The organism is Enterococcus sp., from assembly GCF_022711995.1.
Lineage (GTDB): Bacteria > Bacillota > Bacilli > Lactobacillales > Enterococcaceae > Enterococcus_D.
The window spans coordinates 25,664-48,073 of sequence record NZ_JALAHI010000034.1 but is presented as its reverse complement, the minus strand read 5'-3'; the positions used below and the strand labels follow the sequence as shown (position 1 = coordinate 48,073).

General features: G+C 42.1%; 17 protein-coding genes. 7 read left to right on the top strand and 10 right to left on the bottom strand.

Going from position 1 to position 22,410, the window contains the following annotated elements:
* Window positions 1-113: 113 nt before the first annotated feature.
* The 4 genes from Q0A12_RS03080 to sfsA all read right to left on the bottom strand — a co-directional run bounded on the left by Q0A12_RS03080 (window position 114) and on the right by sfsA (window position 5,904).
* Window positions 114-2,828, bottom strand: coding sequence for a sigma-54-dependent transcriptional regulator (locus Q0A12_RS03080; protein WP_291291244.1), 2,715 nt, complete (start codon window positions 2,826-2,828; stop codon window positions 114-116).
* Window positions 2,829-2,893: 65 nt separating this feature from the next.
* Window positions 2,894-4,147 carry a DEAD/DEAH box helicase gene (locus Q0A12_RS03075; protein ID WP_291291243.1) on the bottom strand — a complete coding sequence of 418 codons (1,254 nt, stop codon included), beginning with the start codon at window positions 4,145-4,147 and terminating at the stop codon, window positions 2,894-2,896.
* Window positions 4,148-4,159: 12 nt separating this feature from the next.
* On the bottom strand, window positions 4,160-5,158 hold the full coding sequence (locus Q0A12_RS03070; protein WP_291291242.1) for a Gfo/Idh/MocA family oxidoreductase: 999 nt from the start codon (window positions 5,156-5,158) through the stop codon (window positions 4,160-4,162).
* A gap of 20 nt (window positions 5,159-5,178) precedes the next feature.
* On the bottom strand, window positions 5,179-5,904 hold the full coding sequence (gene sfsA, locus Q0A12_RS03065; protein ID WP_291291241.1) for a DNA/RNA nuclease SfsA: 726 nt from the start codon (window positions 5,902-5,904) through the stop codon (window positions 5,179-5,181).
* Between the two features lie 380 nt (window positions 5,905-6,284).
* On the opposite strand from sfsA, the gene Q0A12_RS03060 reads away from it, so the two are divergent.
* From Q0A12_RS03060 to Q0A12_RS03050, 3 genes are all read left to right on the top strand, one after another.
* A complete protein-coding gene (locus tag Q0A12_RS03060) occupies window positions 6,285-6,629 on the top strand; it encodes a DUF4828 domain-containing protein (protein WP_291291240.1) in 345 nt (114 codons plus the stop codon).
* A gap of 198 nt (window positions 6,630-6,827) precedes the next feature.
* Window positions 6,828-6,983 carry a hypothetical protein gene (locus tag Q0A12_RS03055; protein ID WP_291291239.1) on the top strand — a complete coding sequence of 52 codons (156 nt, stop codon included), beginning with the start codon at window positions 6,828-6,830 and terminating at the stop codon, window positions 6,981-6,983.
* Between the two features lie 339 nt (window positions 6,984-7,322).
* Window positions 7,323-8,654, top strand: coding sequence for a serine hydrolase (locus Q0A12_RS03050; RefSeq protein ID WP_291291238.1), 1,332 nt, complete (start codon window positions 7,323-7,325; stop codon window positions 8,652-8,654).
* Between the two features lie 63 nt (window positions 8,655-8,717).
* Here Q0A12_RS03050 and Q0A12_RS03045 read toward each other — a convergent pair whose 3' ends face one another.
* Window positions 8,718-9,236 (bottom strand): GyrI-like domain-containing protein, encoded by a 519-nt coding sequence (locus tag Q0A12_RS03045; protein ID WP_291291237.1) that lies wholly within the window; start codon window positions 9,234-9,236, stop codon window positions 8,718-8,720.
* Between the two features lie 130 nt (window positions 9,237-9,366).
* Between Q0A12_RS03045 and Q0A12_RS03040 the strand changes: the two genes are divergently transcribed.
* Window positions 9,367-10,569, top strand: a complete 1,203-nt coding sequence (locus tag Q0A12_RS03040) for a YdcF family protein (RefSeq protein ID WP_291291236.1) — start codon at window positions 9,367-9,369, stop codon at window positions 10,567-10,569.
* 275 nt (window positions 10,570-10,844) lie between these two features.
* On the opposite strand, the gene Q0A12_RS03035 is transcribed toward Q0A12_RS03040, so the two are convergent.
* Together Q0A12_RS03035 and Q0A12_RS03030 are read right to left on the bottom strand one after the other, a co-directional pair.
* Window positions 10,845-11,357: an HD domain-containing protein gene (locus Q0A12_RS03035; protein ID WP_291291235.1), complete on the bottom strand. Its 513-nt coding sequence runs from the start codon at window positions 11,355-11,357 to the stop codon at window positions 10,845-10,847.
* Window positions 11,358-11,479: 122 nt separating this feature from the next.
* Entirely contained in the window at window positions 11,480-12,238 is a 759-nt protein-coding gene (locus Q0A12_RS03030; protein ID WP_291291234.1) for an RNA methyltransferase, read from the bottom strand.
* Between the two features lie 109 nt (window positions 12,239-12,347).
* On the opposite strand from Q0A12_RS03030, the gene Q0A12_RS03025 reads away from it, so the two are divergent.
* The 3 genes from Q0A12_RS03025 (at window position 12,348) to Q0A12_RS03015 (ending at window position 14,732) form a co-directional block, all read left to right on the top strand.
* The gene (locus Q0A12_RS03025; RefSeq protein WP_291291233.1) at window positions 12,348-12,629 is read left to right on the top strand and encodes an acylphosphatase; all 282 of its coding nucleotides are present in this window, start codon (window positions 12,348-12,350) and stop codon (window positions 12,627-12,629) included.
* Between the two features lie 112 nt (window positions 12,630-12,741).
* Entirely contained in the window at window positions 12,742-13,668 is a 927-nt protein-coding gene (gene yidC, locus Q0A12_RS03020) for a membrane protein insertase YidC (protein ID WP_291291232.1), read from the top strand.
* A 122-nt stretch (window positions 13,669-13,790) separates the two neighbouring features.
* Window positions 13,791-14,732, top strand: coding sequence for an AEC family transporter (locus tag Q0A12_RS03015; protein ID WP_291291231.1), 942 nt, complete (start codon window positions 13,791-13,793; stop codon window positions 14,730-14,732).
* 108 nt (window positions 14,733-14,840) lie between these two features.
* Here the strand turns inward: Q0A12_RS03015 and Q0A12_RS03010 are convergent, their stop codons facing one another.
* The 3 genes from Q0A12_RS03010 to rseP all read right to left on the bottom strand — a co-directional run bounded on the left by Q0A12_RS03010 (window position 14,841) and on the right by rseP (window position 22,343).
* Entirely contained in the window at window positions 14,841-19,190 is a 4,350-nt protein-coding gene (locus Q0A12_RS03010; RefSeq protein WP_291291230.1) for a PolC-type DNA polymerase III, read from the bottom strand.
* 107 nt (window positions 19,191-19,297) lie between these two features.
* Window positions 19,298-21,001 carry a proline--tRNA ligase gene (locus Q0A12_RS03005; protein ID WP_291291229.1) on the bottom strand — a complete coding sequence of 568 codons (1,704 nt, stop codon included), beginning with the start codon at window positions 20,999-21,001 and terminating at the stop codon, window positions 19,298-19,300.
* Between the two features lie 73 nt (window positions 21,002-21,074).
* A complete protein-coding gene (gene rseP / locus Q0A12_RS03000; RefSeq protein WP_291291228.1) occupies window positions 21,075-22,343 on the bottom strand; it encodes an RIP metalloprotease RseP in 1,269 nt (422 codons plus the stop codon).
* Window positions 22,344-22,410 lie beyond the last annotated feature (67 nt).

The window sequence follows — 22,410 nt, the reverse complement described above, 5'->3', positions numbered from 1 at the left end:
TATTATTTACACTTAACTATAAAGCAAAAAGCGTGCCAAAATAAAAAAAGGGCAAACCTTGATTTAACAATGGTCTGCACCAATTTTCATTTACACACTTCTGCACTTTTTCGTTACACACTAATATTGTGTGCGGATTCATGATGATTTTTTATTTCGTTTTCTAAAAACATCTGTGTAAGATAGGCAATCTCGTCCTCAGATATTTTGATCTGATAATTTTTTTCGATTTGCAGCAAATTCGTCCGCAACACATCGGTCTCGATACGATAGCGTTTTTGGAAGTTGGCTAAATCCTTGAACGCTCGGGAAGGTTCCTTTTTCAAATTGCTCTCCACCAGAAAAGCAAGATGGATCACTAACCCGGCGTCTACTGTTGGTTCCAAAGTCACGTGCAACTGGTTTTGAACTTGATGAACGATGCGTTGCAAGCTCTCGATCAAATGATAGACCGAGCCCACATGGGTGATCGTACTTTCCAACGAACGGACGATTTTCTCGATGGGAACCTCATCAGAAACGATTCGCTTCAACACATTCAACCGTTCGTCATCAAAGACATCATAGGCTGAAAAGAAAGGGATGTTTTGATAATCGATATCTACTGTGCCCGCGATGGCTTTGATCTCGTATTCTTCCAGCAATCCATCAATGTGCTTCTTGAAAGTTTCCTTTTCAATAAACTGCATCTGAATGATTTCAACCTTCTCTTGATCGACGACTGGGTAAATTCGTTGATACAGCTTGGCTGCCACTCCTTCGCCGGTAAAACAAGTAACGATGACGGCTTTTTTATTGCCCTTGGCTTCACGAACGGTACGGAACTGTTCTTGAATGATCGTCTCAAAGGAGCGTTGGATATTTTGGTAAATGTCCTCAAGACTGCGGCCATTCTCTGCCATCCGCAATGCTTCCAGCACGATCATGGTACTAGACATCGAAATGGCTTTCGTTCGGATCCCCGTTTCTTCATAGATAAGATTTGCAAAAGAATTCAGCGAACCCATATCAGTCAAAAGCAACAGCCCATTACTTAGTTTTTCTTTGTTCTTAGAGACATAAGCCAATAATTTTTCGTACATCGCCCCTACTTCGGTGTCCAACGACATATTCATCGCATAACCGCTAGTGGTCTCCAAAAGTTCCTGTGCGGTCTCTAACATACTGCTGGCAGTCGCTTTTCCATGCATCAATACGATCACTTCCACCTTCTCAAGGGGAATGACGGATTGTTTTTTTACTTGGATGGCTAAAAACATACTAATAAAACCGATTTCATCAAAAGGAATTTCCACATGGCGTTCTTCTTCAATGATCGTCGACAAATCCATCGCTACTTGAAACTCGGATTTCAAGTTTTTCCGAATCGTATTCAAATCTGGGTGGACGATCATATGCCCTTCTTTGACCCGCTCTAACGTACTTTGGAGATGAAGAGCAAAAGCAAAGCGAGCCTTTTCATTGTATGTACGATCCAATTTCTGCTCTGCGATATCATAGAGATGATTCGTCAGTTTCCAAATGTCTTCTGGAATCAACTCTTTGTGGACAGGATTTTGTGTCAGCTCTTCTACATACATTTCAAAGTAAGCATCCACATCTTTGGAAATCAAGTTTTCCAGATCGATCGTTGCCACACCTGTTTCGATCAAGCTAGTGACTTTTTCTTCTATTTCATTATACACTTGCATATTTCTTTGTGGATCTTGTGACCAAACAACATCTTGATCGCCAGGTTCAAAACTCAAGAAATCGCCTTTGCCTTCTAAAAAGCGATCCAGTCGTTCCGCCATTTCTTTGATCTTCAGCAATCCTTTTTGGACTTGCAGCGAGCAGTCTTCCTTACGAATCAATAAATGCTTTTTGCTATAGGTTCGGTAATGCAGGAAAGCTTTGGCACAGACGAGTTTCAAGTCGCGCTTGATTTGACCGATGTTGCCTTCTGCTTCATACAGCATAAAAGCCAAGATGGCATCCCGTTCAACATCGATTCTCTGGTTGAGTCGCGTCGCTTCTTGCTTAATAAATAAGGAAATGATTTCATAACGTTCATCCAGTGAACGGCTTTCCACGTTTGGTAATGTGATCGCCATTGGAATTCGTCGATTGAATGTTGTCAAAAAGCTTTCCGAAGACTCTGTGGTGGCACCGATGATTTGCACGGACGCTTCGTAGACTTGATTGCTTTCCCCTAAAGGACGATAGACCCCTTTATCGATAAAGGTAAACAGCATCTCCTGTCCTTCTGGTGGTAAGCGATGGATCTCATCCAAAAACAAGATCCCCCCGTCGGCTTTTGCCATCAATCCGGGACTATCTTCTGCAGCACCGGTATAAGCTCCTTTACGGATCCCGAAAATATGACCGAATAGTAATTGGGGATTTTGCGCATAGTCCGCACAGTTAAAAGCAACAAATGGCGCATCCTTTTTCAACATTTTTGATTCCACAGCAAAATGATACATACACTCCGCAAATAATGATTTCCCGGTTCCCGTCTCTCCGAAAATAATCGTATGGAGTCCCCGAGGAGGGTATAAAATGGCAGCTTTTGCTTGCTGGATACTCACTTTTAATGAGGCATGAACCCCGACAAGGCTTTCAAAACTGACCTCGGAGGACACATCCACATGAACTTCTTCATTTAACGGCTCATAGATCACTGGCCGCCCGGCGCGTTTACTGATTTTATTTTCTTTAAATAATTCACTGAGATAACGGCTTGCATTGCTGCGATCGATTTGTAAGATCTCCGCCACCTCTATGGCTGTCAAACCTTGTTTGTGCAGTTCGATCGTCTGAAAGATTTCTTCTTTCCTTGAATTCACGAAAATGCCCCCTCAATATTACACACTAGTAATTAACCAACGTTAATAGTAACACAAAAAGACGCTCAATGGCGTCTTTTGCCTTTGTCTTTTTGGCTTTTTTGCTTTTTCTTGGTTTTTTTAGGCATAGTGTGTAATTTTTCAGTATTTTTTCTGGAATTTTTCTGCACACTTTGCTCTTTTTTCAACTCAGGTTTTGTTTCTGGTTGTTCTGTGTGAAGAGCACCTCCGTGTAAGAAAACTTCTTGCAACGAAATGTCTAATTGCGTAGCGATTTTTTTCAAATCCTTTACGGTGTGGTCTTGAACGATGGTGATTACTGTTCCTTCGTTCCCCATCCGTCCCACACGACCTGCTCGATGCAGATAAGCTTCTTTCTCTTTCGGAACCTCGGTATTGACGACATAGCCCAACTGATCCACATCTAGTCCTCTAGCAGCAACATCAGTGGTCAGCAATTCACAGATTTTCCCTTGTCGGAAAGCATCTAATGAAGCGCGGCGGGTCAATTTGTTCTGATCCGATGCCAGAGAAGCAACCGGCAATCCATGATAGAGGAGCTTTTCTTCGGCATTTCCTAATGCGCTAAGCTCATTGAAAAAAATCAACCCTTGAAAATCTGGTAAATAAGCCAACCGCCGCAAAGCATCCACTAATTTACGACTTGGATAATTCAAATAATAATGATGGATCAACCCTTTGCTTTGGTCTTCCTTTGTCACATCGATGATTTCTGGCGTTTCTGAAACCATTTCTATCTCTTTTAGCACTTCATTGGCAGTGGCAGAGAAGAAACTGCGAGTCGCCTGTTTTGGAATAAGCGCTAAAATTTTGCTGGCAAGGCCAAAGGCGCCCTCTTTTAAGAGCTGATCGACTTCATCCAAGACGACCGCTTGAATCTGTTGAGTTTTGACTTTTTTTAATTTGATTAATTCCAATACCCGTCCCGGTGTCCCCACCAAAACTTCTGGTTTCGTCTTTAATTTTTCAATTTGTCGTTTCGTGTTTGCCCCACCAATCAATGGTAAAACCTGTAAATCTAACAACTGGGCCCAGTCCCGAGCCACCTGTGTAACTTGCATCGCCAATTCTTGAGAAGAGGTCAAAATCAAGAGCTGATTGCCTTCGCCGACTTTGACTGCTTCCAATAAAGGTAATAAATAGGCCAATGTTTTCCCTGAACCTGTCGGCGAAACGCCTACTACTGATTGTCCTGCTTTTAAGAGGGGGTAAACCCGTTCTTGAATCAATGAAGGAGCAGAAAAGCCGCTATCCTGCCACTTTTTTTGCCAAACTTCTGATAAATACGTTGCTGTCATACATTCCATTCCTTACTCTTTGTCTGCATCAAAGGTGATTTCTGCGTGTTTTCTCATAAGATAGATGGCTTCATTGACATTGCGAGCCAATTCGATCCATTCTTCATAACGAGCACCCAGTTGAGGATCTGTTTTATTTTCGATAACTGCGGCAAAATCTGCGGCTTCCTCTACCATCGGATTTGCTTGTGCGGTCACTGGTAACACTGTTTCATTATGGGTACGGTCATAAAATACCGCTTGCTCAATGGCATTGATGGCATTTAATTCCAATGTCCCATTTTCAAAATATATTTCTGATTTCAAGTCGGAATTGCCGATTTTGCCCGTTTGAATGGTTACGTCGAAGGTTTCATACCGTAAAATGATCGTACCGATTCCATCAACACCCGTCACAATTTTCCGGGCAAAATAATAAACATTTTGGGGTCTGCCAAACCAAGCCAGTGCTGCGTACACTGGATAGACCCCTAAGTCCGCCAAGGCACCTCCTGAAAAATGAGTTGAAAAAATGTTCGGCTCTTCTCCTGCTAAAACAGCATCATAGCGGGAGGAATATTTCATATAGGTAAAGTTTGCACCAATCACATTGCCTTTTTCCGGTAGGAAAGCCGCAATGGTAGCAAAACTTTTTTCATGGATATTCCGCGCTGCTTCAAAGAATAAGACTTGCTTTTGATTCGCCAATTCAATAATTTCTGCCATTTCTGCTGGTGTTGAAAAAGCCGGCTTCTCCACGATCACATTTTTCCCAGCCAAAATGCCTTGCTTGGCCTGCTCAAAATGCAGACTGTTAGGTGATGCGATATAAACAGTATCTAGTTCTTCTAGTTGAAAGAAAGCCGTTAAATCATCTACACAAGTCACTGTTCCATATTTTTCTGCAAAAGATTGAGCCGTCGCCAACTTTCTTGAGTAAACAGCCACTAATTGGTAGCGACCCGTTTCATGCGCAGCCTGGACAAATTGATCCGTGATCCAATTTGTACCAATTATCCCTAAATGAATCATTCCTATTCCCTCTTTTCTTGTCAGTTCGGATCTTCAAAGGCAGCCGTGAGTTCAAAGGGCACTGCCTGATGAATGGAAATGCTTGTTTCCTCCACAAGACAATTATACGCGAAAACTTCGATTCCGTCTGCTATTGCTTGCCTAATTTTTTCTGCTAGCTCTGGCTGCATGGCGCGATGGATCGTCGCGACATCCACATGTTCAAATTGCACGACAAATAATACCGCAGCATAGTACCCTTCTTGCTTGGCATCGATCAGTTCGCTCACATGCTTCAGCCCACGACTGGTGGGGGCATCTGGAAAAGCACCCACTCGTTTGTTTTCCAAAGTCATCCCTTTGATTTCTACGAAGCCTTTTTCTTCTGCATCTGTTTCAAAATAGAAATCAAATTTTGATTGGTGATACGTCACTTCTTTTTTTAACAGGGTTAGATTCCCCTTGATATGAGGCAAACGGATGGTGCCATCTAGTAACGATTCATACGCCAAACGGTTAGGCACTTGACTGTCGATATTGATCCATTGATCCCCCTTTTTGACTGCAATCAAATCATACTTGGTTTTTCGCTTGGGACTATCCCAATATTGCAAGCTGACCAATGCTCCCGGCACAAGGACTTCCTTTCCCCGGCCGGTGTTTTTGACATGCACCACTACTTCTTCACCAGTCAGCAACTGACAGCGAGCGATAAAGCGATTTTCGCGAATAATAAAACGAGCCAAGTGACTATTTGGATACTCCATTTCTTCCCCTCTCCCACAACAGCCCTGCTTAAAGCCAGCAATCGAAAACAGAATCGTTGATACTGGCTGATCTCCCTTTTTTAAGCAGCGCTTCATAAATTGCTTTTTCCTGAAAAAATTCAAAAAATCATCGCCATACTACGAGACCCTTCTATGAGATTTTACCACAAGGCATCTCTTCTAGTTAGTATTCATCGGTCCTATGTATGTCACATGGGGACCATTCCCACTGAGATCATGGCCGCTTGCTCTAAATCCCTCTTTCAGCAAGCGAAGGAGTTTTACACTTAAAAACTTTTAAAGTTCCGACCAAAGTAGGAGGATTTCTTTGTTCCCCATGGTATACTAATTTCATCAAAGATAGGAATGGAAGTGAAAATGTGAAAAAACGTTCACTGTTGATTGGTCTGTCACTTTTGACCGGTATCGCCAGTTCACTCATACTAAGAAAAGAAAGACAAAAAATAGAACCCCGACAACAATATGTGGGAAAATGGCAATTCACCTCAAAAACGAAAGACACCCTATCTATTGAGATCACTAGCGAGCATTCACTGTTGATCAATGGCAAACTTTCTCCTACCGTCATCGTTGAGCTAACACCATCAAGATTGGTTTTATTAGACGCATTGGGTTACCATCTGATCATCGAGCAAAAAGACCAACACTTCACTCTTTACGATGAAGCAGAAGATTGTTACTACCTATTGACGAAGATTGCTTGATTTCTTCAAACTTTCTTCATGATTTCACCTATAAATGCTCAGATTTTTTACCAGCAAATTTTGCAAATTCATGCTATTATAATAATAAGAAGTGGTTGAACAAGGTGTTCCGTTGAGTGATAGTTGATCGTTCATAATTTAAGGTGTAGGTTCGATTCCTACCTTCCACATTAATTAAAACAGAAAGAAGGGATTTTTATGTTAGCGACATTTGTTTCACTATTTTCAATTTTTGGTTTAGCAGCATTACTTGGTGGATCACTTTTGCTTGCTCGACAATTGATGCAACACGAAACAAGAGCAGTAAAAGTACCTGTAAAAGTAAGTCAGGATCCCAGAGATCGTATTCGTTGATCGCTTTATCTGAAAAAAACGAGTCTGTGCCATAAGTTCAACAAACTGAATATCCGAAGATCATGCCGGAGCATCTGGGATTCAGCAAGTGCTAATTGCGGTTGCTCTCTAGGCTTTCTACGAGCTAGTCTCTATTTGTTCGGATACAACTTGTTGCTTATCTCGCAGTCTTTTTTTTTTGCCTAAATTTATCCTCACTGTAAGAAAACTTTAGCCTAGAGGATCAGTAAGAAGAAAACCAGCATCTTATGAATTTTTGAACTTTCTTGAAGAGTATTGCAAGTCTGGAAACTCTTTGTTAAACTTTTGATTTAGATACAGAAACGAAGGAGTTTACCTATGCAGAAATTAGCCAAAATCTGGTACTCATTGATTGCGGGTCTTGCCACCCTCTTTTTTATTGCCGGAATCCCATTGATCTCCCATGCGGAGGAGATCACGTTTACCCCAGAAGAAATCAAAAACTTTTCCATTGATGCAAAAGCAGCGTTTTCGGTGGATTTCACTACCGGTAAGATTTTATATGATCAAGAGGGCGAAACCCCTATGGGCATCGCCTCAATGACAAAAATCATTAGTCTCTATCTTGTTGCGGAACAAGTCAAAGAAGGCAAGCTGTCTTGGGAGGATCCAGTAGAAATCTCACAGTACGCAGCAGATCTCAGTGTCACCCCTGATTTATCCAATGTGCCTTTGCATCGCGATGTGCAATACACCGTCAAAGACCTTTACGATGCGAGTTATATTCAATCGGCCAACGCGGCAATTGTCGCATTAGCTGAAAAAATCGCTGGATCAGAATCTGCTTTTGTTGATCAAATGAAAGCCAAACTCTCTGAATGGGGTATCACGGATGCCAAAATCGTCAATGCCTCCGGACTGAACAATACTTATCTTGGAGACAATATCTATCCTGGTTCCACTGCCACCGATGAAAATGAATTATCTGCCAAAGATGTCGCAATCGTCGCAAGGCATTTGCTGCAAGACTTTCCAGAAGTATTGGAAGTAACCAGCACTGTTACTAAAACATTCGGTGAAGGTTCTTATTCGCCAGTGGAAATGGTCAACTGGAACTGGATGCTTCCAGGGTTTATCAATGCAAAAGACGGTGTGGACGGCTTAAAAACCGGAACAACTGATTTAGCCGGTGCCTGCTTTGTCGGAACGGCTGTGCGAAACGGTCAGCGTATCATCACTGTCGTCTTAAATGTGAATGGCCATGCTGAAAATCCTAGTGTGCGTTTTACTGAAACAGGTAAACTCATGGATTATTCTTTCGATGTCTGGAAACAAGTTCCTGTGCTATCTGCTGGTGATCAGCTTGAAAATACGAAAACAGTCGCTGTAAAAAATGGGAAAGAACTCACTGTTCCCGTAGCAGTCAAAGATGATCTATCGCTTTGGGTACGTAAAGATATGGACTCAAAAGATTTCACGACTGCGATCGATTACAACAAGACGATGAGCGAAGATGCTGTCTCTGCTCCTATTGAAAAGGAAACTGTTTTAGGAAAAGTGACGGCAACGATTCCTGCGGATCCATTCGGTTATTTGGAGGATAGTGAAATGCCTACCACTGAGCTGGTTACCACACAAGCTGTTGAAAAAGCAAATATTTTTGTTATTGGCTGGCGGTCAGTAACGAACTTCTTTACGAATCTCTTTTAAAAAAACTTCCAGTTTTGGGATTACCGACAACTCCGGTGATTCCCAAAAACTGGAAGTTTTTTATTATGAAAGCAATTCTTCTTTCGTCACAACAGGAGCAATCGGTTCAATCGGAAAATACAACTCTACTTCTCCTTCTTGAAAACTAGGCAGATAGTGTTCTTGAATAGCTGCTGCCAGTTGCACATTGTTTTCCGGAAGAACATCTGTCAGCATCTTTTCGGTCATCATATTCAAGTTAGCCGCATTTGTCTTAACAGCCAGATATTCCATCTCTGGCATTTGCCAACGGACCCAACCCACTGGCGGAAAATCATCCGTAGTGACTTGGACACCCGCCAAGTATCGGCCGGTTTCTTGCCATGGTTCTAGCCAGTTATCGCCATCACTCATCAAACCCCAGTAGTGCAAATTCTCTGCTTCTTGATCGTCAAGTAGAAATTCGATTTCTTGAAAGTCTTTGGTTGCGAGATCCCACAGTGCTGGTACCCATGATGGCCCTTCTTCTGCAAGACCTTTTCCTTCTTTTCCGACCACAAAAAATGCCGGCAGTGTTACTCGAACCACTTCACCTAATTCCATGTTTGCGCCTCCTTCTTTCTTCTCTATCCATTGTAGCGAATACAAGAAAATTCAGCAACTTTGACCACATCCGCAAGCTTTTTCTTCCAAAATTAGGTATACTGTTCTTAGATTTAAAGGAGTGAAAAGAATGGATTTTACGCGAATTGGGCTTTTTAGTATTGCTTATCTCTTAGGAGCAATTTTTGTTTTTTGGTATCGAAAGAGAAAAGATGATCCGGATGTCTTTTTCTTTGAATGTTGTTGGACCATCACTGCACTACTGATTTACTTAGCGATTACAGAATTACTAACGGGGAGTTTCTTTATTGCTGGTCCTCTCAGCTTGGCGGGAATATTTTTGTATTCCTATTTTAAGAACAAGCATCGCTTGGTAAATGGCTTGCTTTTTAACCTCTTCATTTTAAGTTTTGGGATTTATTTGCTGGTCAATCTTTATCGAACAGAGGATATTTTAGTCGGTGGGATTTTAGCAGTCGCACTGGTTGGCTTTTTGCTGGTTTTTCTTTTTGGGCTATACGGATTGGTTATTTTTCTCTATTGGAATTCAATCGTTGTGTTACGGCGAGAATCCCATTCATTGGCCAATCTATTGACTTTGGTCCTCGCTATTGTGCTGACGATTTTATTGTTCTCAGATTCTTTTCTGCATAACCTACCTAACTGGGTCAGTGTCTTATTTACGATTTTTCCCGTTTCATTACTTTATTTTTTTGTGGTTTTTCTCAACTTTTTATCGATCTCAATCATTTACCAGTTTAACCACCCTCGTTATGATCAAGACTTTATTATTGTTTTAGGCGCAGGCCTGCTCAATGGAGAAAAAGTTTCTCCGCTGTTAGCACAGCGAATCGATAAAGCCATCGAATTTTATCATCTGCAATTTCGCGCAAAGAAAACAGCCCCACGTCTTTTGATGTCTGGCGGTCAAGGAAGCGATGAAAAAATTCCTGAAGCAGTCGCAATGAAAGAATACGCCGTTAGTCAAGGGATCCCTGAAAGTGAGATTTTAGTCGAAGCCAATTCGACAACGACTTACGAAAACATGAAATTTTCAAAAGAAATCATGGATTCGTTACGTCCTGAAGGCTATCATGCAATCTTTGCGTCAAATAACTATCATATTTTTCGGGCAGGAATGTACGCTGATCAAGCACACGTCAAAGCAGACGGCATCGGTTCCCGCACTGCCTTTTACTACTTGCCAAATGCTTTTTTGCGGGAGTACATCGCCATTTTGTTCATGCACAAAAAAAGACATATGCTAGCCATTAGCGGGATCGCATTGCTCTTCATTTTAATGACTGTGCTTGAGTTTTTCTTTGGCAACTAGCGCAAATGCCCCTTCTAGGGACATTCGCTCATGAGTCACAGGAAACTCCTGTCCCAGCTAAATAAGCTTTTTAGCTGCTAGCATCGGCGGCGAATTCATCACTCAAAATCAGTTAGGAGTAGTCCTAGCTGATTTTTTCTTTCTTCTCTTTGAAACAGCGCCCTAAACGCATTACAGATAGAAGATCGATTTTTCCCAGTGATCAATTGCCAGAAAAGCAAAAAAAGCGCCCAGATTCAGAAGTTCCTTCCGAATCCGGGCGCTTGCCTGTTTGATCAGAGATGTGTTGGTCGTTGTTTATGCCAAAACCGTTGTTGCCATTTCGCTTTCATGGCTTGCGTCATTGGCTCTGATGCTTCTTTCACCGCACAATATTTATCCACCATAGTTACGATATAGCTTTCTTTATAGCGGGGTGGTGCAATCGTTGCGCCCCACATATGTTTCAAAATAATGTCTCGTTCCAAATCATTTAATTCAGTGATTTTCTCTGCGTTTTTTACGGCAATTCGGGGATGCATATAAGCATGAGTTCCCTCATCGAATTTGGTTGTACGCCAATCATAATAGAAAAGGTCATGCAGTAATCCAGCCCGAGCGGTTGCACGAGCGTCTCCGCCCCATTTCTTTGCCAACTTATAACTGTAATAAGAAACGCTGATGGAATGTTCTAAACGTGTGGAATTCATATGTTGTACAAAATTGGCTAATTTTTTTACAGCTTCTGTCTCTAACAAATCTGCTACATAAGACATATACTCGCTATCTTCTTGCCATTTTTCTGTCATAGATTTTGCCTGCCACCTTTTTGATACTGCTTATTCTTACAAATAGTAGTATAGCATCAGCTTAGATAGAATTCTAGGAGAATCCAATGCATCCCTTTGAGTTTAACAGTTCCTTAAAAAGTCTAGCGAACAAAATCGTACATTAAAATAGCGGCAGCAATAGCGACATTCAGCGATTCTGCTTGCCCATAGATAGGAATATAGACATTCTGATCTGTCAGTTTAAGAATTTCTGGATGTACCCCTTGTCCTTCATTTCCTAAGATAAAGGCTGCTGTGCCAGTTTTAGGCAAATCCGTATAGGAAACGGCCTCTTTGTTCAGTTCCGTCCCGTAAATCATAGTTCCTTGTGCTTTTAATTTTTGGATGAAAGCAGGCACTTCTCCTTCTAGGATCGGCAAATGAAAGTTGCTCCCTTGCATGCTGCGCAAAACCTTTGTACTATAGCTGTCAGCTGTACCAGTTCCTAAAAACACCCCAGAAAAGCCAGCCGCATCAGCTGTCCGAATCATCGTGCCAACGTTGCCTGGATCTTGGACATTATCGAGAATCAGCCAATTTCCCTGAAGCACTTCGTCAACCGGTTCTTTTTCAATCACTGCAAAGATCCCTTGTGGGGTTGGTAAATCTGAGAGAAAAGCAGCTACCTCATCGGAGATACGAAATACTTTGTCTTGATAATCCTTCAACTGTTGGCCACTTTCTTGGATTCCTTTGTCAGTAACAAATAAATAGTGGATCGGGGCGGATGCAGCAATCGCTTCTTGCACCAAATGCCAGCCATCTATTATATACGTGTTGGTTTGATTACGATACTTTTTTTGCGTGAGTTTTTTGACCTCTTTGATCAATGTATTTTTTTTTGAAAGAATTTCCTTCATCCCGTTCACCTCGCTTTATTATAGCATGAGTCGAAAGATGAAACTTGTTCTTTTGCTGGAAAACCGCTATCATATAGCATAAGGAATGATTGAAACGAGGTGGCAGTTGATGAAAAAAATACGTATCCAAGTTGAAGGTCGGGTCCAAGGCGTAGGATTCCGCTACACGACCAAAATGTTAGCTGATCGCATGGGTATCAAAGGTTCGGTCAAGAATGAATCAGATGGTTCAGTGATGATCGAAGCGATTGGTGAAGTAGATCAAGTGGACGAATTTATCGAAGCAATCAAGGACTCCCCGTCTCCTGCAGGTAGAGTAACCCGAACAAAAATCCAAGAAGATCCATCTATCAAAGAAAGAACCAGCTTTGTAGTTGAATATGGGTACTAAATCTACGACGAAAGATTGATTTTTCAATGAATTTTCTTTTGTACATTGAAATAGTCAGTCTTTTTTAGTATAGTTATTTTTGTCTAAATTTATAGTGAAGAGGAAGAAAAGAATGTCAAAAATGAATAAATGGCTGCTCTCGTCTGGATTGTTAGGACTTTTACTGACTTTATCTGGATGTGTCAGCACAAACTCTGATGGTACACCCAATGAAAACGGCATGATCTATCGTTTCTTAGTGAAACCATTAGGTAATTTGATCACCATGCTGGTAGAAAACTTCGATTGGTCTTATGGTTGGGCAATTATCGCTGTGACAATCGTTGTTCGCCTCATTATCTTACCCCTCGGGATCCATCAATCGAGGAAAACCATGATCCAAAGTGAAAAAATGCAGTTCTTGAAACCACAGGTTGATATTGCCCAAGCAAATTTGAAAAAAGCAACCACCCGTGAAGAACAAATGCAGGCCCAAGCAGAGATGCAAAAGATTTATTCTGAAAATAATGTCAGCATGTTTGGCGGAATTGGTTGTTTGCCGTTGCTGATTCAAATGCCGATATTTTCAGCTTTGTATTTTACCGCTCGCTACACACAAGGAATTCAAAATTCGGAATTCTTTGGGATTTCACTAGGACAACCTAGTTTCCTATTTGTAGCGATCGCTGGTATTTCGTATTTGGTACAAGGGTATATCTCAACCATCGGTATTCCGGAAGAACAAAAGAAAACCATGAAAACGATGCTGATCGTTTCGCCATTAATGATCGTCTTCATGTCATTAAGTGCCCCTGCCGGTGTAACATTATACTGGGTAGTTGGTGGGGTCTTCAGCTGTCTGCAAACATTTATTACAAATGTGATCATGAAGCCTAAGATTCGTGCCCAAGTCGAAGCGGAGATGAAAGCTAATCCACCGAAAACAGTCGTGACACCTCGTAAAGATGTCACCCCAGCTGAGCCACAGCCAAAAGCACCAAAAAACTTGAATGCTAAAAGTAGTAAAGGCCGTAATGCCGGCAAGCAACAACGCAAATAAGTTTAAAACTATGACCGAAGGTTTTTGGTCATAGTTTTTTTTGATTGTTTTTTTCGCGTATTCTTCTCTGATTGGATTGCGCATAGAAAAAAGATTCGCTATAGTGAAAGAGAGGTGAGTTCATGTTTCAAGCATATAGCAATATTTTCGTGATTTTTAGTTTGATGTTTATCGGCTACTGGTTATCTTTTAAACAATGGTTCTCAAACCGCACAGCGGATACCTTTTCAAAACTTGTTTTAAATCTTTCCCTGCCAGCGAGTATGTTTTTGAATATCATCAAAAATTTTACCCGCGATGAATTTTTGTCCTTATTTTCGGGAATGATCATTCCGCTATTATCCATCGCCATTACATATGGCATCAGTAAACTTTGGCAACGACTCTTTCATGTCAATGACCGTCATCACGGCGCTTTCTCAACCATGTTTACTTTCTCCAATACGATTTTTATTGGTTTACCGATCAATTTAGCTATTTTCGGTGAAAAGGCTGTGCCTTATGTCTTACTTTATTACATTGTTAACACGAGTTTGTTTTGGACGGTTGGGATCTATGAGATTGCTCGAGACAGTCCTAGTTTTGGCGAAGCAAAAGTTTCTTTTCATCCTTTGGTTGTGCTGAAAAAAATCTTCTCGCCGGCATTGATTGGTTTTATTGTAGGTTTGATCTGGATGATGCTGGATTTTCCACTACCGAAATTTATTGCGGGTTTAGGCGGTTATCTCGCTGAGTTGACTACGCCTCTTTCCATGTTCATCATTGGGATCATCGTTTATTACAGCGGCATCAAGAATTTACGTATGACCAAGGATCTTGCCGGTGTCCTCGTAGGTCGTTATCTGCTATCGCCATTGATTGTTTGGCTGATTGGTCAATGGATTCAAGTTCCTTCATTGATGCTGCAAGTCTTTATCATTCAAGCATCGATGCCTGTTCAAAATTCTGTGCCGATCCTAGTTAGAAATTACCAAGGAGATGAAGAGTTTGCTGCTTCTTCATTAGGCTATTCTGTTTTGATTTACATGATTTACATTCCGGTATTATTAGCCATTTTATTATGATATGTTGGGAAAATGTCTATGTATAAAAAACGATTCGAGGTTCTATCACTTCTAAGAAAGATAGCGTCTCGAATCGTTTTTTTGTATAGCTAATGAGAAATTACTTGCTTACAACATATCAAACAACGACAATTGATTTTCATCTGGTAAATCTTTTAAGACACCATTGTCTGTCATGTATTCGATCAATGTTTTCGATACTTTGCCTCGATTGGCCAAATCTTCTTTGGACAAGAACGGGCCGTCTTTCCGGGCTTCACAAATTTGTTTAGCTACGTTAAGACCCAAACTTGGCACTGCTCGAAGGGGTGCGATCAGTTTATTGCCGTCGATCACAAAGTTTTCAGCATCTGATTTATACAAATCGATCATTCCAAACTCATAGCCTCTTTCCAACATTTCATTGGCCAATTCCAATACTGTCAGCAAGTTTTTTTCTTTTGTAGAAGCATCCATGCCTTTGTCATTGATTTCTTGCATTCGTTCTTTTACTGCTTCTTTGCCTTTTGACATGGCGATCAAATCAAAATCATTCGCGCGAACGGAGAAATAAGCACAGTAATACAAGATTGGGAAGTATACTTTGAAGTAGGCCACCCGCAATGCCATCAATACATAGGCTGCCGCATGGGCTTTCGGGAACATATACTTGATTTTCGAACAAGAGTCGATATACCATTCAGGAACATTATTTTCCCGCATGGCTTGCAGATACGTATCTCGCAACTCATCTGGAATCTTGTTCCATTGGCCTTTACGCACTGTTTCCATGATTTTGAAGGCCATACCGTCATCTAACCCAGCATGGATTAGATAAACCATGATGTCATCCCGACAACCAATTACTTCGGCCAAATTGGCATCTCCCCGGCGAATCAATTCTTCAGCATTTCCTAGCCAAACGTCTGTCCCGTGGGAAAGACCTGAAATCTGCAACAACTCTGCAAAAGTTGACGGATGGGTCTGTTCCAACATGCCCCGAACAAAACGGGTCCCAAACTCAGGAATCCCCAAGGTGCCGGTTTTAGAATAAATCTGCTCTTCTGTTACCCCTAAAACCTCCGTGCCGCCAAAAATCCGCATGACTTCCGGATCATCCGTAGGGATTGTTTTAGGGTCGATTCCTGAGAGATCCTGCAGCATCCGAATCACTGTCGGATCATCATGTCCCAAAATATCGAGTTTCAAAATGTTGTCATGAATCGAGTGGAAATCAAAGTGAGTCGTTTTCCATTCGGAGTTCATATCATCTGCAGGGTATTGGATCGGTGTGAAATCATAGACATCCATATAATCGGGGATAACAATGATCCCCCCCGGATGCTGTCCAGTGGTCCGTTTAACACCTGTGGCTCCTTTTGCTAAGCGATCCACTTCTGCTGCTCGATAATGAAGGTTATGATCTCGCTCAAAACCTTTCACAAACCCAAATGCGGTTTTGTCCGCTACTGTACCGATCGTTCCCGCCCGATAAACATAGTCTTCACCAAAAAGGACTTTCGTATAATTATGGGCTTCAGGTTGATATTCTCCAGAGAAGTTCAAATCGATATCGGGTACTTTGTCCCCGTGGAATCCTAAGAAGGTTTCAAACGGAATGTCATGACCGTCTTTGTTCAGTCGAGTGCCGCATTTCGGACATTTTTTCTCAGGCATATCATAGCCGGAGCCATAAGAACCATCCTCGTAAAACTCTGAATATTGACAGTTAGGGCAATAATAGTGAGGCGCCAATGGATTCACTTCCGTGATCCCCGTCATCGTTGCGACAAAACTAGAACCCACAGATCCCCGTGAACCAACTAAATAGCCATCTTCATTGCTCTTATGCACTAGCTTTTGAGAAATTAGATAGATCACGGAGAAGCCATTCCCGATGATGGAATCCAATTCTTTTTTCAAACGTTTTTCAACGATTTCAGGTAAAGGATCGCCATATAACTCTTTGGCACGATTGTAACTTAAATCCGTGATCTCTTGTTCAGAACCAGGAATTTTTGGTGTATACAAATCATCCTTGACAGGAATGACTTTCTCACACATATCCGCAATTTTATTAGAGTTGGTGACAACGATCTCTTTGGCGGTTTCCGGCCCCAAAAATTGAAAAGCAGTCAGCATTTCATCGGTGGTCCGAAAGTGGACAGCAGGTAAACTATGGCGGTTCAGAGGATTGGCTCCCCCCATTGAATTGATCAAAATCTTACGGTAGATCGCATCTTCTTCATTCAAATAATGCACATTGCCTGTTGCTACTACTACTTTACCTAAATCCTTCCCAATCTCAATCAGATTGCGAATAATGTCTTCTAAGTCCGACTCATTCTTAACAAGTTCGGTCTCAATCAAATGTGCGTAGACTTCTTTAGGCATCACTTCGATATAATCATAGAATTCTGCTAATTTCCGAGCGGCTTCTACCCCTTTTTGCATCATTGCGACGAAGACCTCGCCTTTATCACAGGCAGTACCTACAAGCAATCCTTCCCGCAATTTCACCAATTCCGAGCGGGGGATCCTTGGCACTTTGTCATGGAAATACTTCACATTTGACATGGAGATCAATTTAAAGAGATTTTTTAATCCCGTTTGTGTTTGAGCTAGAATGGTTGCATGGAACGGCCGGGCCGCTTTAAAGGAGTTCTCTCCCCCCACGTGACGATTCAAATCTTCATGAAGCAGCATATCATGCTTTTCCATCGCTTCTTTGACAAAGATCCAAGCCAAATGCCCCGTTGCTTCCGCATCATAGATCGCCCGGTGATGCTGCTCTAAACTGACGCCGAATTTCTTAGATAAAACACCGAGACCAAAACGTTTGAACTCAGGATATAAGTAACGCGCCAGTTCTAATGTATCAATAACGGGATTTTCCGCTTCTGGAATCCCATATTTTCGATAACTCGTATTTAAAAAGCCCATATCAAAAGAAGCGTTGTGGGCAACCAGAATCGCACCTTCGGAAAATTCTCTAAAGAGACGCAAAACTTCTTCTTCTGATTTCGAACCGCGAACCATTTCATCGGTGATCCCGGTCAATTCGACAGTGGTGCGCGACAAAGGGTGTCCCGGATCAATGAATTCATCAAATGAGCCTTCCACGTTGCCTTTATGCATGCGGACAGCCGCTAATTCGATGATTGTATCATAAACCGCCGATAGACCGGTCGTTTCCACGTCAAATACGATATAAGTGGCATCCGTCAAAGGAACAGGTTTAGGATTATAGGCTACTGCAACACCATCATCAACAATATTGGCTTCCACCCCATATAAAATCTTAACTCCTGCTTTTTCACCGGCATGATGGGCATCTGGGAAAGATTGTGCGCCACCATGATCCGTAATGGCGATGGCTTTATGTCCCCATTTACCCGCTTGTGCCACAAGGTCACTAATATTGTTGGTGGCATCCATCGTACTCATGTTTGAATGCAGATGCAGTTCCACTCGCTTTTCCCCTTCAGGCGCATAGTCTTTCCGAATCTCGTGCTTTACCTCGATCAAGTCTTGCGCATTCATGACAAGATCCCGCATAAAAGTATCTTCTTGCACACTTCCCCGTACTTTTACCCAGCTGCCTTTGGAGATCGCCTCAAAAATTTGTTCATCTTTTTCATTATTGGAGAATTTTTTGATACTAAAAGAGGATGTATAATCGGTGATTTTCAGTATCAAAATCTTCCGTTTCGATCGTAATTCTCGGACTTCTTTATCAAAAATGTACCCTTGAATCGTCACTCGCCGTTCTTCTTCAATGATATTGATCATCGGCGTTACAGGTTCATCTGCTGGAATGTTTCTTCCTAGGGCAATCGGTCCATCAAACTCAACTGCTTTGACTTCTTTTTTCCGTTGTTCGTGAGCAATCAAGTTTTCAGCAGCTTGCAATTGGAAAGCAGCCGTCTGCTCTTCTTTCCGGGCTTCCAATTCTTTTAAAGCTTCTTCCGCTTGCTTGACATCCATTTCAGGAATGATCCGAAACTTTTGAAAACCAAACGTTTGGTAATTTTCCTCAATGATCGGCAAATATTGCTGCTGCAAAATGGCGATCACTGCCTCATTGGTCACTGGTAGGATCACCTTTTTTTCATTCACTACAGGTAGCTGATTCTTAATGACTTGCTGCACTAGTGGACGATCACAATTTTGATTGGCCAGGGCCAATGGCCAATATTCTTGAATCAGTTGTTGATCAAAGGTATTCTCCTTGGCTTCAATAACCATTCGTACAGCAGCTATGTCTTTAAAAGCTAGTTCCAAATGTTGTTTAAATGATTGATACACCATAACAGGGAGCAGCGCATCAAATTGCAAGTAAAACGTCCAAGCTTTTGACTGGCGGTGTACCACGACTTGCTTGATTTGAGCGGTCTGTATCAAAGGATGTTGGCGTAAATTAGGACCAGCATTGATTTGCTCTAATAAGATCTCAAAGGTCTCTCTTTCTTTTGACAATTGACCATCCTCCTTTTTCTCAGTATTAATTAGTATACCTCTTTTTCTTTTGTCTTTCATTAAAAAATCGAGAAAGGGCTGCTCCCTTCCTCGATTTTTGACATGGATCATTCGGATGCGGTCAATAAGATCGTTAATGTCGTTGCTACTTCTTCTTTGCGGACTTCAACGGTGGCATCCGTATGTTTGATTTTAATTTCGACAATGCCTTCGGTTGCTTTGTTGCCGATGGTCAAACGAATCGGACAACCAATCAAATCGGCATCGGCAAATTTGACACCTGCTCGTTCGTTGCGATCATCGACTAGCACTTCATAACCGACAGCAAGCATCGCTTCCTCTACTTCCTTGCACAATGCGGTCTGATAGGAATCCTCCATCGTAGTTTGAATAATATGGATATCGTAAGGTGCGATCTCTTTAGGCCAATCGATACCGTCCTGATTGCCATGTTGTTCCACGATGGTTGATAGGAGTCGGGATACCCCGATACCATAACAGCCCATCAAAACAGGCGTCTCCTGCCCGCTCTCATCCACCACCGTGGCACCAAGTCTTTCACTATATTTGGTTCCAAGTTTGAAAATGTGGCCGACTTCAATTCCCCGTGTGAAGGTCAAGACCCCTTTGCCATCTGGAGAAGGATCGCCTTCTTGGACTAAACGAAAATCAGCAAACGCCAATGGAGTAAAATCTCGGCCAAGATTGGCGTTTTGATAATATTGTCCCGGTTGATTTCCAAAAACGATTACGTTGGCCAAGTCTTGCACATGCTGATCGGCATATAAAGGAACAGCATCCGGCACATCGATCGGACTGATTGATTCGGTCTGCAAATGACACCGTACTTCTTCTGGTGTGGCAACTTTCAATTGATCCGCATCAAGAAAATTTTTGACTTTTGCTTCATTCAATTGATGATCGCCCCGAAGAAGAATCATGACTGGTTCACCATCCGCCAAAACTAGAAAGGACTGGACGATTTTGGTCAAATCACTCTCACAAGCTGCCGCTACTTCTTCCAAAGAATAAGAAGGATCAACTTGCAACTCTGTTCGTTCGAGAAAAGTTTCGTGAGATTTCTTTGACACATACAAACTCGTCGCCATCTTCCAATTTGCCACATAGTCACTTTCCGATGAATAGCAGATCAATTCTTCCCCGATCTGTGACAGTGCCATGAATTCTTTGGAATCGTGGCCCCCCATCAGACCGTTGTCGCCGATCACTGCCCGATAGTCCAAACCACATCGTTGCAAGATCGCATGATAAGCCCCTTCATATCGACGGTAAGTAGCATCTAAGCTGGTTTCATCTGCATGAAACGAATAGCCATCTTGCATAATGAATTCCCGGCTGCGGATCAAGCCAAATCGCGGCCGTTGTTCGTCGCGGTATTTGGATTGGATTTGGTACAAACTGATCGGCAGACGCTTATAGGAAGAAATCTCGCTTTTGATCAACTCCGTAAAGGGTTCCTCATGGGTTGGTCCTAAAACATATTCCCGTTCGTTCCGATCAGCTAATTGATACAAGGAGCGCCCATAAAGGCCATCTCGACCAGTGGTTTGCCATAATTCCAGAGGCAATAAGACCGGCATCGTCATTTCCACTGCATCGATTTTGGCTAATTCCTCCCGCATCAATTTTTTGATTTTCTCCAACACCCGCTGGGCCAACGGCAAATACATGTAGATGCCTGCTGCTACTTGCCGGATATAACCGGCTCTAACTAAAAGCTGATGACTCAATGTTTCCGCATCACTTGGTACTTCTCGCAATGTCGGAATAAACAGTTTCGACTGCTTCATTTTTTTCTCCTTTGCTGCAAACACTTTGCTATACCATACACCCTTCTTGGCATCAATCAGTTATTTTTCTTTGTCAAAAGAAAAAGCGCTGAATATCATTCCAAGTTACTAACACCATCAGCAACATCAAAAAGCCAAACCCAATTAATGTGATGATTCCTTCTTTTTCTTGACTGATCGGTTTACCTCGTAAGCCTTCCAGAATATTCAAGACCAGTTTGCCCCCATCCAACCCTGGAATAGGCAACAAATTAAAGATCCCCAAATTGATCGAGATAGCCGCCATCATTGCGATGACTGTGGTCACCCCTTGCGAAGCTGCTTGTGAGGACAACTGGAAGATCGCTACAGGACCACCTAATTTATCCAAATCTGGTTGCAGAATCAAATTACCCACGGCACGAAAGATCAATAATGCATTGCTAAGAGTCATCTCCAAGCCACCCAATAGCTTGTCGCCAAAGCTCGATTTCAAACCTGGACTAATTCCCATGTAACCAACTTTTGATCCTTCAGACGCTTTTCCTTCCGGTGTTGCTTCAAGCGTCAAAGTTTCGTTTCCTCGTTTCACTTCAAGAGGAATTTTCGTATTGGGATAGTTTTGGATCTCACTACTCAATTCCTGCCAGTTAGACACGGACTTACCGTTAACAGCTAGAATCTTATCGCCATCTTTCAAGCCTGCCGCAGCTGCTGGTGAGCCGGTTTGGATACCAGAGATACTGGTAGTAGTGACATCTTGCACGCCGCCTTGTGCGAACACTAGTCCAGTGAACAAAACAAAAGCTAAGATGAAGTTATTCATCGGTCCCGCAAAATTGGTCAACATTCTTTGCCAAAGCTTCGCCGATTGAAATTGTACATCTTTCGGCGCGATTCTGACTTCGACACCATCCTCATGAATGATGGTTGCATCATGATCGACGGCATACGTAACTTTTTCTTGTTCATTTCCATTGATATACCCTGAGATAGTCAATTTCTCTTCCAGATCAAAATCTACAACTTCCATCGGGATGGCATTGGCCAACTGGACTTTTTTGCTCGTATTGATCTTGATAACTTTCCCGTCCTTATCTTGTACCAGTGAGACAGGCATCCCTGGTGTTAATTCAGTTTCATCTTCCCCCCAGCCTGCCATCTGAACATAGCCGCCTAACGGTAACATTCGAATCGTATATGTCGTGCCATCTTTGCCTTGGTGAGCAAAAAGTTTTGGTCCCATTCCGATGGCAAATTCGCGAACTAAGATCCCTGCCCGTTTGGCAAAGAAGTAGTGCCCAAATTCGTGGATCACGACCACAACAGAAAATATGATAATAAACACAAGAATCGTTTTCATTCTGTTTCCTCGCTTTCACTGTTCCCTCTGGTTAAAGGGGAAACCTTTCTTTATTTTATCATACCAG